Annotated in this window: 14 protein-coding genes; 7 read left to right on the forward strand and 7 right to left on the reverse strand. The window is 73.3% G+C overall.

The features are described 5' to 3' along the window. The first annotated feature begins 19 nt into the window (after positions 1-19). The 3 genes from sodN to ACWD5O_RS25405 are packed head-to-tail and all read left to right on the forward strand — an operon-like array spanning position 20 to position 1,436. Complete coding sequence (gene sodN / locus ACWD5O_RS25395; RefSeq protein WP_387325961.1) at positions 20-424, forward strand: superoxide dismutase, Ni; 405 nt, start codon at positions 20-22, stop codon at positions 422-424. Then, positions 421-996, forward strand: coding sequence for a GNAT family N-acetyltransferase (locus ACWD5O_RS25400; protein WP_387325958.1), 576 nt, complete (start codon positions 421-423; stop codon positions 994-996). Before sodN ends, ACWD5O_RS25400 begins: the two co-directional genes overlap by 4 nt. A gap of 32 nt (positions 997-1,028) precedes the next feature. Further along, a complete protein-coding gene (locus tag ACWD5O_RS25405) occupies positions 1,029-1,436 on the forward strand; it encodes an ATP-binding protein (protein WP_354963763.1) in 408 nt (135 codons plus the stop codon). A gap of 33 nt (positions 1,437-1,469) precedes the next feature. Here ACWD5O_RS25405 and ACWD5O_RS25410 read toward each other — a convergent pair whose 3' ends face one another. Then, positions 1,470-1,859: a hypothetical protein gene (locus ACWD5O_RS25410; protein WP_450086765.1), complete on the reverse strand. Its 390-nt coding sequence runs from the start codon at positions 1,857-1,859 to the stop codon at positions 1,470-1,472. 43 nt (positions 1,860-1,902) lie between these two features. On the opposite strand from ACWD5O_RS25410, the gene ACWD5O_RS25415 reads away from it, so the two are divergent. After that, on the forward strand, positions 1,903-2,853 hold the full coding sequence (locus tag ACWD5O_RS25415; RefSeq protein ID WP_354963761.1) for a diacylglycerol/lipid kinase family protein: 951 nt from the start codon (positions 1,903-1,905) through the stop codon (positions 2,851-2,853). 451 nt (positions 2,854-3,304) lie between these two features. Next, the gene (locus ACWD5O_RS25420) at positions 3,305-3,562 is read left to right on the forward strand and encodes a WhiB family transcriptional regulator (RefSeq protein WP_007072794.1); all 258 of its coding nucleotides are present in this window, start codon (positions 3,305-3,307) and stop codon (positions 3,560-3,562) included. Positions 3,563-3,653: 91 nt separating this feature from the next. Here ACWD5O_RS25420 and ACWD5O_RS25425 read toward each other — a convergent pair whose 3' ends face one another. From ACWD5O_RS25425 to ACWD5O_RS25440, 4 genes are read right to left on the reverse strand one after another with little or no spacing between them, the layout of a single operon-like run. Continuing rightward, positions 3,654-4,463: a sirohydrochlorin chelatase gene (locus ACWD5O_RS25425; RefSeq protein ID WP_450086766.1), complete on the reverse strand. Its 810-nt coding sequence runs from the start codon at positions 4,461-4,463 to the stop codon at positions 3,654-3,656. Then, positions 4,445-5,206 carry a phosphoadenylyl-sulfate reductase gene (locus tag ACWD5O_RS25430; RefSeq protein WP_450086767.1) on the reverse strand — a complete coding sequence of 254 codons (762 nt, stop codon included), beginning with the start codon at positions 5,204-5,206 and terminating at the stop codon, positions 4,445-4,447. The genes ACWD5O_RS25425 and ACWD5O_RS25430 overlap by 19 nt, the downstream gene beginning before the upstream one ends. Then, positions 5,203-5,364, reverse strand: coding sequence for a hypothetical protein (locus tag ACWD5O_RS25435; RefSeq protein ID WP_450086768.1), 162 nt, complete (start codon positions 5,362-5,364; stop codon positions 5,203-5,205). Before ACWD5O_RS25435 ends, ACWD5O_RS25430 begins: the two co-directional genes overlap by 4 nt. Further along, positions 5,361-7,076 carry a nitrite/sulfite reductase gene (locus ACWD5O_RS25440; RefSeq protein ID WP_450086769.1) on the reverse strand — a complete coding sequence of 572 codons (1,716 nt, stop codon included), beginning with the start codon at positions 7,074-7,076 and terminating at the stop codon, positions 5,361-5,363. The genes ACWD5O_RS25435 and ACWD5O_RS25440 overlap by 4 nt, the downstream gene beginning before the upstream one ends. Positions 7,077-7,390: 314 nt before the next feature. Between ACWD5O_RS25440 and ACWD5O_RS25445 the strand changes: the two genes are divergently transcribed. After that, a complete protein-coding gene (locus tag ACWD5O_RS25445) occupies positions 7,391-8,905 on the forward strand; it encodes a glycosyltransferase family 39 protein (protein WP_450086770.1) in 1,515 nt (504 codons plus the stop codon). A gap of 75 nt (positions 8,906-8,980) precedes the next feature. Here the strand turns inward: ACWD5O_RS25445 and ACWD5O_RS25450 are convergent, their stop codons facing one another. Next, positions 8,981-10,576, reverse strand: a complete 1,596-nt coding sequence (locus ACWD5O_RS25450) for a histidine kinase N-terminal domain-containing protein (RefSeq protein ID WP_387325936.1) — start codon at positions 10,574-10,576, stop codon at positions 8,981-8,983. Between the two features lie 25 nt (positions 10,577-10,601). Further along, the gene (locus ACWD5O_RS25455; protein ID WP_354964005.1) at positions 10,602-11,633 is read right to left on the reverse strand and encodes an SIS domain-containing protein; all 1,032 of its coding nucleotides are present in this window, start codon (positions 11,631-11,633) and stop codon (positions 10,602-10,604) included. Positions 11,634-11,821: 188 nt separating this feature from the next. Here ACWD5O_RS25455 and ACWD5O_RS25460 point away from each other — a divergent pair, with 188 nt between their 5' ends. Further along, positions 11,822-13,663, forward strand: coding sequence for a tetratricopeptide repeat protein (locus tag ACWD5O_RS25460; protein ID WP_450086787.1), 1,842 nt, complete (start codon positions 11,822-11,824; stop codon positions 13,661-13,663). Positions 13,664-13,692: the final 29 nt, after the last annotated feature.

The raw sequence follows: 13,692 nt of genomic DNA on the forward strand, positions 1-13,692 counted from the left end.
CTTCCCATGGAGGATCCCGATGCGACTTCCACGCATCCTTGCGCCCCGCGTCTCCGCGAGCGCTCACTGCGACCTGCCGTGCGGCGTCTACGACCCGGCCCAGGCCCGGATCGAGGCCGAGTCGGTCAAAATGATCTGCGAGAAGTACCAGGCGAACACCGACCCGGAGTTCCGCACCCGGGCGGTCATCATCAAGGAGCAGCGCGCCGAGCTGGTCAAGCACCACCTGTGGGTGCTCTGGACCGACTACTTCAAGGCCCCGCACTTCGAGAAGTACCCGAACCTGCACACCCTGTTCAACGAGGCCACCAAGCTCGCCGGCGCCGGTGGCGTCAAGGGCAGCCTCGACCCGGCCACCGCCGACAAGCTGCTCGCGAAGATCGATGAGATCTCGAAGATCTTCTGGGAGACCAAGAAGGCGTGACCGCACCCGTCACCCCGACGATCCGGCCGGCACGTCCCGAGGATGTGCCGGCCGTCGTCGCCATGGTTCACGAGCTGGCGGAGTACGAACGCGCCCCGGACCAGTGCCACCTCACCACCGAACAGTTGACCTCGGCCCTGTTCACGACTACTCCAGGTCGCGGCGTGGCGTCAGACGCGCCGAGCTGGAGTGGTGGTGCGACCGCACCGGCGCTCTTCGGCCACGTCGCGGTCGACGAGCACGACCAGCCGATCGGCTTCGCGCTGTGGTTCCTCAACTTCTCCACCTGGGCCGGCGTGCACGGCGTCTACCTGGAGGACCTCTACGTCCGACCGGCCGCCCGGGGCACCGGTGCGGGCCGGCTGCTGCTCGCCACCCTGGCCGACATCTGCGTACGACGCGGCTACCGGCGGCTGGAGTGGTGGATGATCAACTGGAACCCGGCCGCCGGGTTCTACGCCTCCATCGGCGCGGAGCAGATGAGCGAGTGGGTCCCCTACCGGCTCAGCGGCGACGCACTGCGTGACCTCGCCAGCCAGGCCACCGCCGCTGGCACGCGCCCGGGCGACTGACCGGGTAGAGTCCCCGACCGGGGGGATGAGGCGTGACTCAACTGACCGGCCAGCCAGCGACCGACGACGACGTGGTGCACCTCACGGTGCCCGCCGACGGCGGCTACCTCGGCGTGCTCCGTACCGCCACCGCCGGTCTCGCGGCCCGGTTGCAGTTCGCGCTCGACGAGATCGAGGATCTGCGGATCGCGGTCGACGAGGCGTGCGCCATGCTGCTCGCCATCGCCACCCGCGACGCCGAGCTGGAGTGCCGGTTCTCGGTCACCGAGGACGCGCTGACCGTCGAGGTCACCGTGCCGACCGTGCGCGGCGCCACCCTGCCCGCCGAGTCGTCCTTCGCCTGGAAGGTGCTCACCGCGCTGACCACGTCGGCGTCCACCACGGCCGCCGACGGCCGGGCGACGATCTCGCTGTTGACCCGCCGCTCCGGCGGCTACTGACCCACCCGCAACCCCGTCGGGCGCGGAGCGCGGTCACTCGAAACCGAGCGCCCGGGTCGTCGGGGGGCTCACCAACAGCCAGCTGACGCCCAGGCCCAGTGCCATCAGCGGCACGCCGAGCCAGCCCAGCCCGGCCCGGATAATGAACCACCCGATCGGCAGCAGCATCAGCTGAAGCACGATCGCGGGGGCGCGCGCGCCGGCCTGACGACGCAGCAGCGCGCGGCCCAGTGCCCAGAGCGCGACCGTCGCCCCGACGGCGAACGCGGTCACCAGCAGGGCTGACAGCAGATCGCGGGTAGCGGTAGTGAGATCGGCCCAGACCAGCCAGGCGGCGATCAGCCCGACGGCGACCGCCTCCGCCCACAGCAGCCGCACCGCCCAGCGGAGCGTGACGGGAATCGGGGCCGAGTCGATGGTCACGCGCGCCACGATACCCGGGCTACCGGAAGGTACAGTGCCGCCCATGCGGGCCGTCCTGGTGGTCAATCCGAAGGCCACCACCACCAGCGAACGCAGCCGGGACGTGCTTGTCCGGGCGCTGCGCAGCGAAGTCGACCTCAGCGTGCGCTACACCCGCCGGCGTGGGCACGCCATGGCGCTGGCCCGGGAGGCCGCCGCGGAGGGGGTCGACCTGGTCGTCACCCTGGGTGGCGACGGCACCGTCAACGAGGTGGTGAACGGCCTGATGACGGCCGATCCGCCCGCCGGCGCCGATGGCGCCACGCTGGCCGAGCGGCTGCCCGCGCTGGCGACCGTTCCGGGTGGCTCGACCAACGTGTTCGCCCGCGCGCTGGGCCTGCCCCGGGAGTGGCCGGAGGGGACCAGCATGATCCTCGAAGGGCTGCGTCTCGGTCGACACCGGACGATCGGGCTGGGGCGCGCGGACGATCGCTACTTCACCTTCTGCGCCGGGTTCGGCCTGGACGCCGCCGTGATCCACCGGGTGGAGCAGGCACGTCGTCGGGGACGCGTCTCCACTCCGGGTCTCTACCTGCGCTCGATCATGAACCAGTACTTCCTCGCCTCGGACCGACGGCACCCGGCGATCAGGTTGGAGCGTCCCGGTGAGCCCGCGGAGGGCGAGCTGGCGACCGTCATCATCCAGAACACCGCGCCGTGGACGTACCTGGGCGATCGGGAGATCAACCCGAACCCGGAGGCGTCGTTCGACCTCGGGCTGGACGTGCTGGCGTTGCGTCAGCTCCGGGTGGCCAGCACAACACGGACGGTGACGCAGTTCCTGTCCCGGCGGCCGGATCCACGCGGCCGGCAGGTGTTACGACTCCATGACACGGCGGAGTTCACGCTGGTCTCCAACCGCCCACAGGCGTTCCAGCTGGACGGCGACTACCTCGGCGAGCGGGAGAAAGTCAGATTCACATCCGTTCCCGCCGCACTGAGAGTAATCTGCTAGGTCTCGGGTACTGCCCTAGGTCGACGCGGCCGCCACAACTGCATCGACACGGTCGCCGTCACACCGAGGGGCAGGTGCCGGAAATGTCAGCAATGTCACGCGGACTGTACTATATTGATCCTCGGCTGTGGCACGGCGGGTAACCAGGAAGGCACTGGAACCCGGACAAATGGGTTGTGGGCTTGCTCACCGCCCGGAGTTTTTCCGAGCGTCACCCTTGACATCGCGAATGTTCGTGAAAGTATTCACAAGCGAACTTGAGTTACCGGGACATTGCCTGGATATGCTCGTCAGGTTGAGCTGTTCCAGCAGGTCCCACGGGGCTAACCGCCTGCTCACGCACTGCCGAATGGACCGACGCGAACTGTCACCATCGGCTTTGCGGATGCATATAGGAAAAGCACTACAAGCAATAATTGCCACCCCATCCAGAATGAGGAGTGTTGCCGCCATGGACTGGCGTCACCATGCTGTCTGCCGCGACGAGGACCCGGAGCTGTTCTTCCCTATCGGGACGTCCGGACCGGCTCTCCTGCAGGTCGAGCAGGCCAAGGCCGTCTGCAGGCGCTGCTCCGTGACCGACCAGTGCCTGCAGTGGGCGCTCGAGTCGGGTCAGGACGCCGGCGTCTGGGGCGGAATGAGCGAGGAGGAGCGGCGCGCTGTCAAGCGTCGCGGCGGCCTCCGGGTCCTGCGCGCTCACTCCGCCTGATCCCACGACACAGCTGTACGCCCCGGCGGGTCCGCCCGCCGGGGCGTTCCGCTTTCCTACCCCGCTGATCATTCGCAGCCGGCGACCTCGGTCACACCGCCGGCGCCAGGACTCGACCGGACCACTCGTCGACCCGCCGCAGCACCAGCTCGACCAGCTCCGGGGCGTCGGTCAACGGGTCGGCCACCGCCACCGCGCCGGCCGCCCGGGCCGCCTCGGCCACCGCGTCGTGAAAGAGGCCCGGCGCCAGGAAGTACCCGGCGACCGCCACCCGGCGAGCGCCGGCCGCCCGTAGCCGGGCCACCGCGACACCGGTCTCCGGCGGAGCCGCCGAGGCGTACGACACCCGGCAGGGCACCCCGAACTCCGCGCCGAGCGCGTCCGCCACCAGGCCCACCGAGCCACGCGCCCGCGTGTCCCGGGTGCCCGCCGCTGCGAGCACCAGCGCGTCGAAGCGGCCCGTCCACGACTCGCCGAGCCGACGTCGCAGCCCGGCCAGCAGAGCCCGGTCCACCGTGCCGTCCGCCGGACCGAGCACGTCGGTCACCCGTACCTCCAGCGGAGGCCCGGCCCGCGCCGCGGCGGCGACGGCCGCCGGGATGTCGACCCGACGGTGGTACGCGGCGGTCAGCAGCAGCGGCACCAGCACCGCCCGGCGGTGGCCGGCCGCCGCCAACCCGCGCAGCACCTCGGTCGGCCCCGGCTCGGTGTGGTCCAGCCAGCTCGTCCACACCGGGGTGTCCGGACGGGCGGCCGACACCGCCCGGCCCAGCGCCCGGGTGGCCTCGGCCGCTCGGGGATCACGGCTGCCGTGCGCCACCAGCACCACCGGACCCGCCCCGCCGGCCACACGCAGGCCGGTCGGGGTCGTCGACGGGGAGGTCAGACGTGCAGTCCGCACTCGGACTTCTCGAACATGGCCCACCGGCCGGCCCGCGCGTCCTCGCCGGCCTTGGTCCGACGGGTGCACGGCCAGCAGCCGATCGAGCCGTAGCCCTGCTTGAACAGCTCGTTGACCGGCACGTTCCAGCGGGCGATGTAGGCGTCCACGTCGCCCTGCGACCAGGCCGCGATCGGGTTGACCTTGACCTTGCCCCGCCGCCCGTCGAAGGTCACCACCGGCGTGTTGGCCCGGGTCGGCGACTCGTCCCGCCGCAGGCCCGCGGCCCAGGCGTCGTACCCGGTCAGCGCCCGCTCCAGCGGCTCCACCTTGCGCAGCTGGCAGCAGTCGTCCGGCGACTTGTTGAACAGCCGGGGACCGTACTGGCCGTCCTGCTGACCGACGGTGAGTCGAGGGCGGATCGACCGGACGTTCACCGGCAGCCTCCGCGCCACCTCGTCCCGCACCCGGAGGGTCTCCGGGAAATGGAGGCCGGTGTCGAGGAAGACCACGTCCACCCCCGGGGCGACCCGGGACACCAGGTGGGCCAGCACGGCGTCGGCCATCGAGCTGGTGACGCAGAACCGGTCGCCGAAGGTCTGCGCCGCCCAACGGGCGATCTCCAGCGCCGGGGCGCCCTCCAGCTCCCGACCCGCCTGCTCGGCCAGCGCCCGCAGCTCGTCGGGGCTGCGCCGGGCCGGATCGGCCGGGGTCGGACCGCCCGGACCGACCAGGCCGAGGCCTGCGGCGGAGACGAGGCTCACCGGTTCACCGCCCGGGAGAGCAGCCCGGTGAACTTCACCGAGAAGACCCGGGCGCAGGCGTGGCACTCCCAGGCGCCGTGCCCCACCTCGTGCGGCCGTAGATCCTCCTCGCCGCAGTACGGGCAGTACAGGGGTGCCGCTCGGTTCTCGCTGCTCATCGCAGTTCCTCCTCGTCGACTCTGATCACCCAGTTGGCGAACGTCTCGCCCTCGCTCCGGCCGGCCAGGTAGCGCAGGGCCAGTCGTTCCACGTACTCCGGAAGCTCCTCGGCGGTGGTCTTCAGGCCGCGCAGCTTGCGCCCGAAACCAGCGGTCTGCCCCTGCGCCATGCCCAGGCCGCCACCCAGGTGCACCTGGAAGCCCTCGACGTGCCGACCGTCCGGGCCGACCACCAGCTGGCCCTTGAGCCCGATGTCGGCCACCTGGGTGCGCGCGCAGGCGTTCGGGCAGCCGTTGATGTGGATCGAGATGTCGGCGTCGAAGTCGCGCAGCCGCTGCTCCAGCCGGGCCACCAGCTCCTCGCCGCGGGCCTTCGTCTCGACGATGGCGAGCTTGCAGTACTCGATGCCGGTGCACGCCATGGTGCCGCGCCGCCAGGCCGACGGCCGGGCCTCCAGGCCGATCGCGCGCAGGGCGTCGACCAACGACTCGGTCCGCTCCGACGGCACGTCGAGCACCAGCAGCTTCTGGTATGGGGTGAGCCGCACCCGGCCACTGCCGTGCGCCTCGACCACGTCGGCCAGCTGGGCCAGCTGCCCACCGGAGACCCGCCCGACCACCGGAGCGGCCCCGACGTAGTGCCGCCCGTCGGCCTGCTCGTGCACGCCGACGTGGTCGATCGGCTTCGCCGGCAGGTCCGGCGCCGGGCCGTCGAGCAGCGTCCGGCCGAGGTAGTCCTTCTCCAGGACCTCGCGGAAACGCTCGATGCCCCAGTCGGCCACCAGGAACTTCAGCCGGGCACGGTTACGCAGCCGCCGGTAGCCGTAGTCGCGGAAGATCCCGACCACGCCGGCCCACACGTCGGGGATCTCGGCCAGCGGCACCCAGACGCCGAGTCGCTGGGCCAGCATCGGGTTGGTGGAGAGGCCGCCACCGACCCAGACGTCGAAGCCGGGGCCGTGTTCGGGGTGGTCGACGCCGAGGAAGGCGATGTCGTTCGACTCGTACGGGGTGTCCACCAGCCAGGAGATCGACGTCTTGAACTTGCGGGGCAGGTTGGAGAACTGCTTGTCCCCGACGTACCGGGCGACGATCTCGTCGAGCGCCGGCGTGGGGTCGAGCAGCTCGTCGCGGGCCACCCCGGCGACCGGGCTGCCCAACACGATTCGGGGGCAGTCGCCGCACGCCTCGGTGGTCTGCAGGCCGACCGACTCCAGTCGGCGCCAGATCTCCGGCATGTCCTCGACCCGGATCCAGTGGTACTGGATGTTCTGCCGGTCGGTGATGTCGGCGGTGTCCCGGGCGAACTCCCGGGAGATGTCCGCGATGACCCGCAGCTGGGCCAGGCTGAGCTGGCCGCCGTCGATGCGGACCCGGAGCATGAAGAACTCGTCCTCCAGCTCGTGCGGCTCCAGCACCGCGGTGCGCCCACCGTCGATGCCGGCCCTGCGCTGGGTGTAGAGGCCCCACCAGCGGAACCGGCCGCGCAGGTCCTGCGGGTCGATGGAGGCGAAGCCGCCGTGCGCGTAGATGGTCTCGATCCGGGCCCGGACGTTGAGCGGGTCGTCGTCCTTCTTGATCCGCTCGTTGGGGTTGAGCGGCTCGCGGTGGCCGAGCGCCCACTGACCCTCACCCCGCGGCCGGCGCGTCACCGTCCGGGCAGGGCGGGCCGTCGGGTCCTCGGAACGGGCCGGGATGCTGCTGACCGCCATCGCGGCGTCCTCCGTTGTCTGCTGTGCCTCGGGGCGGGCGCGGGGCGCGGCGGCCGGCCCGTCGAGAGCGGGCGGGACAACGGTGTCTGAGACAGCCGGCGCGGAGCGCGCCCGAGACAGATGGGTCGGGCGTCGTCAGTTGGCCGGACAGATCGCGCTGCGCACGCGGCCGTAATCAACGTGGCGACGAGCCACGAAGCGGCGGACGACAGCGGCGGTCATGGGCTCATGCTGCCACACCGCATGGGGGCCGGCCAATGAGCGCGTGCCGGATCCCACATCACGGGCCGGGCCAGCCGTGACAGGCTCGGACGGTGGGCATATTGTCCGAAAAGTCGCCCGAGGCGGTGCGAGGTCGGCTGCACCGCGTCCCGGTCTGGCTTCCTCCGGCGGTGCTGACCCTGGCGGTCACCGGCGCTGGGCTGGGCTCGGCCCAGCTCTGGCGCGACGAGCTGGCCACCTGGAGCGCCGCCACCCGGTCGCCCGGCGACCTGGTCCGGCTGGCCGGCACCATCGACGCCGCCACCGGCCCGTACTACCTGTTGCTGCACGGCTGGCTCGCGATCGTCGGCGACTCCACGGTGGCCCTGCGCGCGCCGGCCGCGCTGGCGATGACCGTCGCCGCCGGGCTGCTCGCCGTGCTCGGCGCGCAGCTTGCCGACCGGCGTACCGGTCTGTTCGCCGGGCTGCTCTTCGCGCTGCTCCCCGGCACCTCCCGCTACGGGCAGGAGGCCCGCCCGTACGCCCTGGCCACCGCGCTCGCGGTCCTTGCCACCCTGCTGCTGGTGAGTGCGTTGCGTCGGCCCGGCTGGGCCCGCTGGGGCGGTTACGCCGCCGCGGTAGCCGCGCTCGGGCTCACCCATCTGATCGCCCTCACCCTGCTCGCCGCACACGCGCTGGTCGTGCTGGTCACCTGGTGGCGGGGCTCCGCCGTAGCCGGGGTGGCCGAGTCGGACGGGACCGGCGAGGTGGGGCGGCCGGATCGGCGGGTGTGGCGGTGGGTGGTCGCGGTGGTGCCGGCCGCGCTGCTGGTGAGCCCGCTGCTGCTGAAGGCCGGCACACAGCGTTCCCGACAGTTGGACTGGGTTGCGTCGGCCCGCCTGGACGACCTGAGCGCGCTGCCCGGTGGCGTGGCCCAGAGCTCCGTGGTGGGCGGGCTGCTGGTGGGGATCGCCGCGCTTGGTGCGGCCCGCCTCGGCCGACGGGCCCTGCTGCCGGTGAGCGCGGTGCTGCTGCCCGTCCTGCTGCTCTTCGCCGCCGGGACGGTCGTGCCGCTGTGGGTACCCCGGTATCTGGTCTTCGTGGTGCCGTTCGCCTGCCTGCTGGCCGGCGCGGCGCTGGCCGGGGTGAGCGCGCCGGCCGCGCTGGCCGTGGTGGTCCTCGCCGGGCTGCTCGGCCTGCCCGACCAGGCGGCGCTGCGGCGGACCCACGAGTGGCCGCGCAGCGCGCCGGTGGACTACGCGGGTGCCGCCCGGGTGATCGCCGACGGGCAGCGGCCCGGGGACGCGGTGGTCTATTCGCCCCGGGACAGTTGGCTCTTCCTGGATCTGGGCGTCGAGTACCATCTGGGGAACCCGCCGCGGGACGTGCTGGTCACCGAGGACGAGGTTCGTCGGGGCGATCTGTGGGCCGCGGAGTGCCCGCGACCGGCGCGGTGCCTGGCCGGCACGCCACGGGTCTGGCTGGTCGTCGCCGGGCGGCATGCCGAACCGTTGGCCACCGTGCCGGGCGCCAAGGGTGACGCGTTGCGCGCGGACTTCACCATCGCGCGTGTCTGGCAGCGCCCCGGCCTGACCGTCGCCCTGCTGACCAGCCGCCCCGGCCGCTGACCTGTCCGGCAGACGGGGCGGACCCGCCCGGGTGCGGAAAACCCAAGGCCGGCGGGGGTCGGGTCGGCAGGTGGGTCAGGGTTGCGAGCGGCCGTCGGGCGCGCTGCGGGCCAGCGGTACGACGAGCACCGCCTCGGTGCCGCCGTTGGCGCCGGCGCGCAGCGCGATGGTGCCGCGCAGCTCCCCGGTGACCAGGGCCCGGACGATCTGGAGGCCCAGCCGGCTGCCGCTCTCGGCATCGAAGTCGGGTGGCAGCCCGCGTCCGTTGTCCGCCACGGAGACGTGCAGCATCTTGCGGAACCGGTGCGCCGAGACGACAACCTCGGGCCGCCCGGCCGGGTCGGTCCCGGGTACGACGGCGGGCACCACGTCGGCCGGCGCGGACGGGACGAGAGCGTCGTCCGCTTCGTCAGCGGGCGGGAAGCCGTGCTCGACGGCGTTGAGCAGCAACTCGTTGAGGACCATCACCAGCGAGGTGGCGATCTCCGCGGGCAGCACGCCGAAGCTGCCCCGCCGGCGCATGCCGACGCTCACCTCGGTCGCCGCGACCTCGGTCGCCGCGCTCGCCACCCGGTCGACGATGCCGTCGAACTCGACCGCCTCGTCGCTGGACATGGAGAGCGTCTCGTGCACCAGGGCGATCGAGGCGACCCGGCGGACCGACTCCTCCAGGGCGACCCGGGCCTCCGGCATGGCGACCCGGCGGGCCTGCAACCGCAGCAGCGCGGCCACCGTCTGGAGGTTGTTCTTCACCCGGTGGTGGATCTCCCGGATGGTGGCATCCTTGGTGATCAGTGCCCGGTCCCGGCGGCGGACCTCGGTGATGTCCCGGACCAGGACCAGCGCGCCGATCGGCACCCCGGCGGGCATCAGTGGCAGCGCCCGGGTGAGCATCGTGGCGCCCCGCGCGTCGATCTCCCGGCGGGGCGGCGCCTCGCCGCGCAGCGCGGCCAGGATCCCGTTCGCCGCCTCGGTGCCATCCAGCGGATCGCCGGCCAGCCGGCGGTGCAGCGCGGCCAGATCCTCCCCCACCAGGTGGGAGGCGTAGCCCAACCGGCGGTACGCGGACTGCGCGTTCGGGCTGGCGTAGGTGACCTTGCCGCCGGCGTCGAGCCGCACCAGGCCGTCCCCGACCCGCGGGGCGGAAGTGGTCTCGCCCGGGTGCCGGGGCGGCGGGAAGGTGCCGTCCGCGATCATCTGGGCCAGGTCGTCGGCCGTGGTCAGGTAGTTGAGCTCCAGCTGGCTGGGGGTACGCGCGGTGGAGAGGTTGGTGTCCCGGCCCACCACCGCGATCACCTCGCCGGCCTCCCCCTCGGCGGTGCGCAGCCGGACCGGGATCGCCTCGTGCCGGGCCGGTACGTCGCCGTACCAGACCGGGTCGCCCTCCCTCCAGATCCGGCCCTGGGAGTAGGCCACGCCCAGGTGGGCCACCTCCGGCCCGCCGACGATCCGCCCCACCTGGTCATCCTGGTACGCGGTGGGCGCGGTCGTCGGGCGGACCTGGGCGACGCAGAGGAAGGTGCCGTCCGTGTCGACCGGCACCCAGAGCAGCAGATCGGCGAAGGACAGGTCGGAGAGCAGTTGCCAGTCGCCGGCGATCCGGTGCAGGTGGTCGATGTCGGCCGGACGGAGACGGGTGTGCTCCTCGGCGAGGTCGCGCAGCGTGGACACGATGACCAGCGTGCCACGCCGCGACTCACATCGTCGCGGTGACCTTCTTCAGCCCGCGCGGCGCGTCCGGATCCTCGCCCCGGGTCAGCGCCAACGCCATCGCCAGGCGCTGCAACGGCAGGATGTCCAGCAGCGGGGCGTACCGCTCGTCGACATCGGGAACGGCGAGCCGCGTGGCGCCCGGCACGTCGGCGGAGCCGACCACCACCACGTCGGCGCGGCGCTCGCCGAGGCGGGGCAGCACCTCGCCCATCGACCGTCCGCCCGGGCCCGAGCCGACCACGGCGAGCACCGGAACCTCCGGGTCGGTCATCGCGAGCGGACCGTGCAGCAGGTCGGCGCCGGAGAAGGCGAGAGCCGGCAGGTACGAGGTCTCCATCAGCTTGAGGGCGGCCTCCCGCGCGGTCGGGTAGGCGTACCCGCGCCCGGTGGTGACCAGCTGGCGGGCGAAGCGGTAGCGCGGAGCGAGCTGCGCCGGGGTGTCGTCAGCCAGGGTGCGGGCGGCCAGCTCGGGCAGCGCGTCGAGCGCCTCCCGCTCGGCCGCCGGGAGCACGCCGTCGCCGGCACGGATCCCCTCGATGAGCATCAGCAGGGCGAGCAGCTCGGCGGTGTACGTCTTGGTGGCGGCCACCGCCCGCTCGTGCCCAGCGGCGATGTCGACGCTCAGCTCGGCCACCTCCACCAGCGGGGAGTCCGGGGCGTTGGTCACCGCGAGGGTCAGCGCGCCGGAGGCCCGCGCGGCGCGCAGCACCTCGGCCAGGTCGGGCGAGCCGCCGCTCTGGCTGACCCCGACGACCAGCGCGTCGGACAGGTCGGGGCGGGCGCCGAACAGGGTGACCGCGCTGGGCGAGGCGAGCCCGGCGGGCAGCCCGAGCCGGATCTCGGCCAGGTACGCCCCGTAGAGGGCCGCGTGGTCGGAGGTGCCCCGGGCGGTGAAGACCACGTGCCGTGGCCGACGCTCGGCGACGGCAGCCGCCACCCGGGCGATCTCCCCGGCGTTGGCGGTGGAGAGCAGGCGCGCGTAGCCGGCCGGCTGCTCCTCGATGTCGGCGGCCATCCCGGCCCCTGCACGCGTCACGGACGCTCCCCTCTTGCGCGGTTCCCGCGCGTTTCCTGCTCAGTCTTGCACCTTTCAAACTATCCGAGCAATCGAACGAGCAGCACTGCGCAGTTGATCACCGAATGATCTCAATATCAACTAGGCTTGTCCCGCTCCAACCGGTGTCGCTGCGACGAGAGGACGATGTGCCCGAGGGAAGGGACGACCCCGCGCTCTCCGCGACGGAGGAGCTGGCCCTGGCCCGGCTGGCACTGGACGAGGGCGACCTCCACCACGCCGCCGGCCACCTCGCCGGCGCGCTGGCCCGGGCGCCGACCCTGCCGGAGGTGCACGAGACGTTGGCCCGGCTGGCCGCGGTCGGCGGGGGCGGGCTCGACCTCTTCCCGATCAACCACCACACCTTCGTCGGCGCGGTCGTCGCCCGCGCCCACCTGCTGGCCGCCGCCGGCCGACCGGCCGAGGGGCTGGACCTGCTGGCTGCGGCCACCGGGTACGCGCCCGGCACGGAGTGGGCCGGCGTGCCATGGGTGATCGCACCCGAGCTGGCCGAGCGACTGGACCCGGAGCACATCGCCCGGATCCTCATGCAGGTCTGTGCCGCGTTGCCCGACCCGGTGCCGCGCGTCGGCCGGGGCGCGCTCGCGCCGTACCTCGCGCTGGCCCGCAACGCGGTCACCGTCCGCCCCGAGCACGGTCTGCTGCTGGGCGCGGCGTCCGCGCTGGCCAGGCGGCTCGGCGAGGTCACGCTGGCGATCCGCTGGGCCACCCGCGGCGTACGGTCCCAGCCCTCGAAGATGGGCGAGGTCTGGCTCGGGTACGCGTACCGCAGCGGCGGCCGCACCCGTGAGGCCCTCGCGGCGCTCGGCCGGGCCGTCGCGCTGGACCCCGACGACCTGGCCATCTACGCCGACATCGCCGGCACCCTGGCCGAGACCGGCCGGCTGGACGAGGCGCTGGAGTGGACCGAGCGGGCGCTCGCTCGGGACCCGTCGTTCGACTGCGCGGTGCACACCGCCCACCGCCTGCGGCACCTGCGCGACGGCGACCTCGCCCACCTGGTCGCGCTCGCCGACTTCGTCCGTGACCACCCGGACGACAGCCACGAGCACGGCGATCTGGCCCAGTGCTGCCGGGGTCGGCCGTGGCTCGGCCAGTTGACGCCGGCCGGCGGCCCGCTGGTCGACGCTCTGCGCCAGGCGGTGGCCGACGACGACAACGGTCTCGGCACTGCCGTACGCCTGCCGGCGGCGGCCCCGCCGAGCGCCGTGCGGACGGCCACGTCGGCGGCACCCGGTCTGCGGATCGAGGTCGCCGGCACGGTGGAGCCGGACCCACGAGAACCGCGACGGGCCTCCACCCGACGCCTGTGGCACTACGCGGACACCCTCCCGACGCCCGCGTTGCCGGAGCCCTCGGCGGCGGCGGTCGAGCGGATCGGGCAGGTCGCCCATCCGGCGTGGCCGCACCCGCCGGCGGCCTACGACGCGGCGGTGGGCCTGGCCGGCCTGGACCTGGCCGACCTGCTCGGGCTGCTGGTGCATCCGCCGGCGGCGCCGGCCAACGCGCTGGGCCGGCTCCTGGCCGCCCAGGACCCGTCGGTCTGGGTGCGCGGCGTGCAGGTGTGGGCCTGCCTGGGGCTGCTGCACCACCGCACCGACGAGCCGTGGGACGACTCGACCCGGCGGCGGGTGCTGCTGGACCTGGTCTGGGGCGTGGAGGACTGGATCACCGAGGCGGCACTGTTCGCCCTGGTCACCGCTGCCTGGGTGGACCCGGGGGTGCGATCGGACGTGGCCCGGGTGGTGGCCGAGCGGCTGGCCGACGCGGCAGCGGTGGCCCGGGCCCGGCCGGTCCCGATCGCCGTCTCACTGGCCCACCTGGCGCTGGCCGCTCCGGCACTGGACCCGGCCACCGCCGCGCTCGCCATCGAGTTGCTCGGCGACCCGCCGCCGCCCCGACTTCCGCGCCCCCGCAATCCACTTCGCCGCCTCTGGCGACGCCTCACCACACCCCGACGTCGTCGCTGACCCTGGAGAAACGGCCGCGCCGCGCCGTC

This window comes from Micromonospora sp. NPDC005161, assembly GCF_053599855.1.

What these genes read in the sequence shown, in the direction of transcription:
- sodN (WP_387325961.1), top strand. Translation starts at nt 20, where the DNA reads ATGCGACTTCCACGCATCCTTGCGCCCCGCGTCTCCGCGAGCGCTCAC.
- ACWD5O_RS25455 (WP_354964005.1), bottom strand. Translation starts at nt 11,633, where the DNA reads ATGGCCGCCGACATCGAGGAGCAGCCGGCCGGCTACGCGCGCCTGCTC.
- ACWD5O_RS25415 (WP_354963761.1), top strand. Translation starts at nt 1,903, where the DNA reads ATGCGGGCCGTCCTGGTGGTCAATCCGAAGGCCACCACCACCAGCGAA.
- ACWD5O_RS25440 (WP_450086769.1), bottom strand. Translation starts at nt 7,076, where the DNA reads ATGGCGGTCAGCAGCATCCCGGCCCGTTCCGAGGACCCGACGGCCCGC.
- ACWD5O_RS25420 (WP_007072794.1), top strand. Translation starts at nt 3,305, where the DNA reads ATGGACTGGCGTCACCATGCTGTCTGCCGCGACGAGGACCCGGAGCTG.
- ACWD5O_RS25435 (WP_450086768.1), bottom strand. Translation starts at nt 5,364, where the DNA reads ATGAGCAGCGAGAACCGAGCGGCACCCCTGTACTGCCCGTACTGCGGC.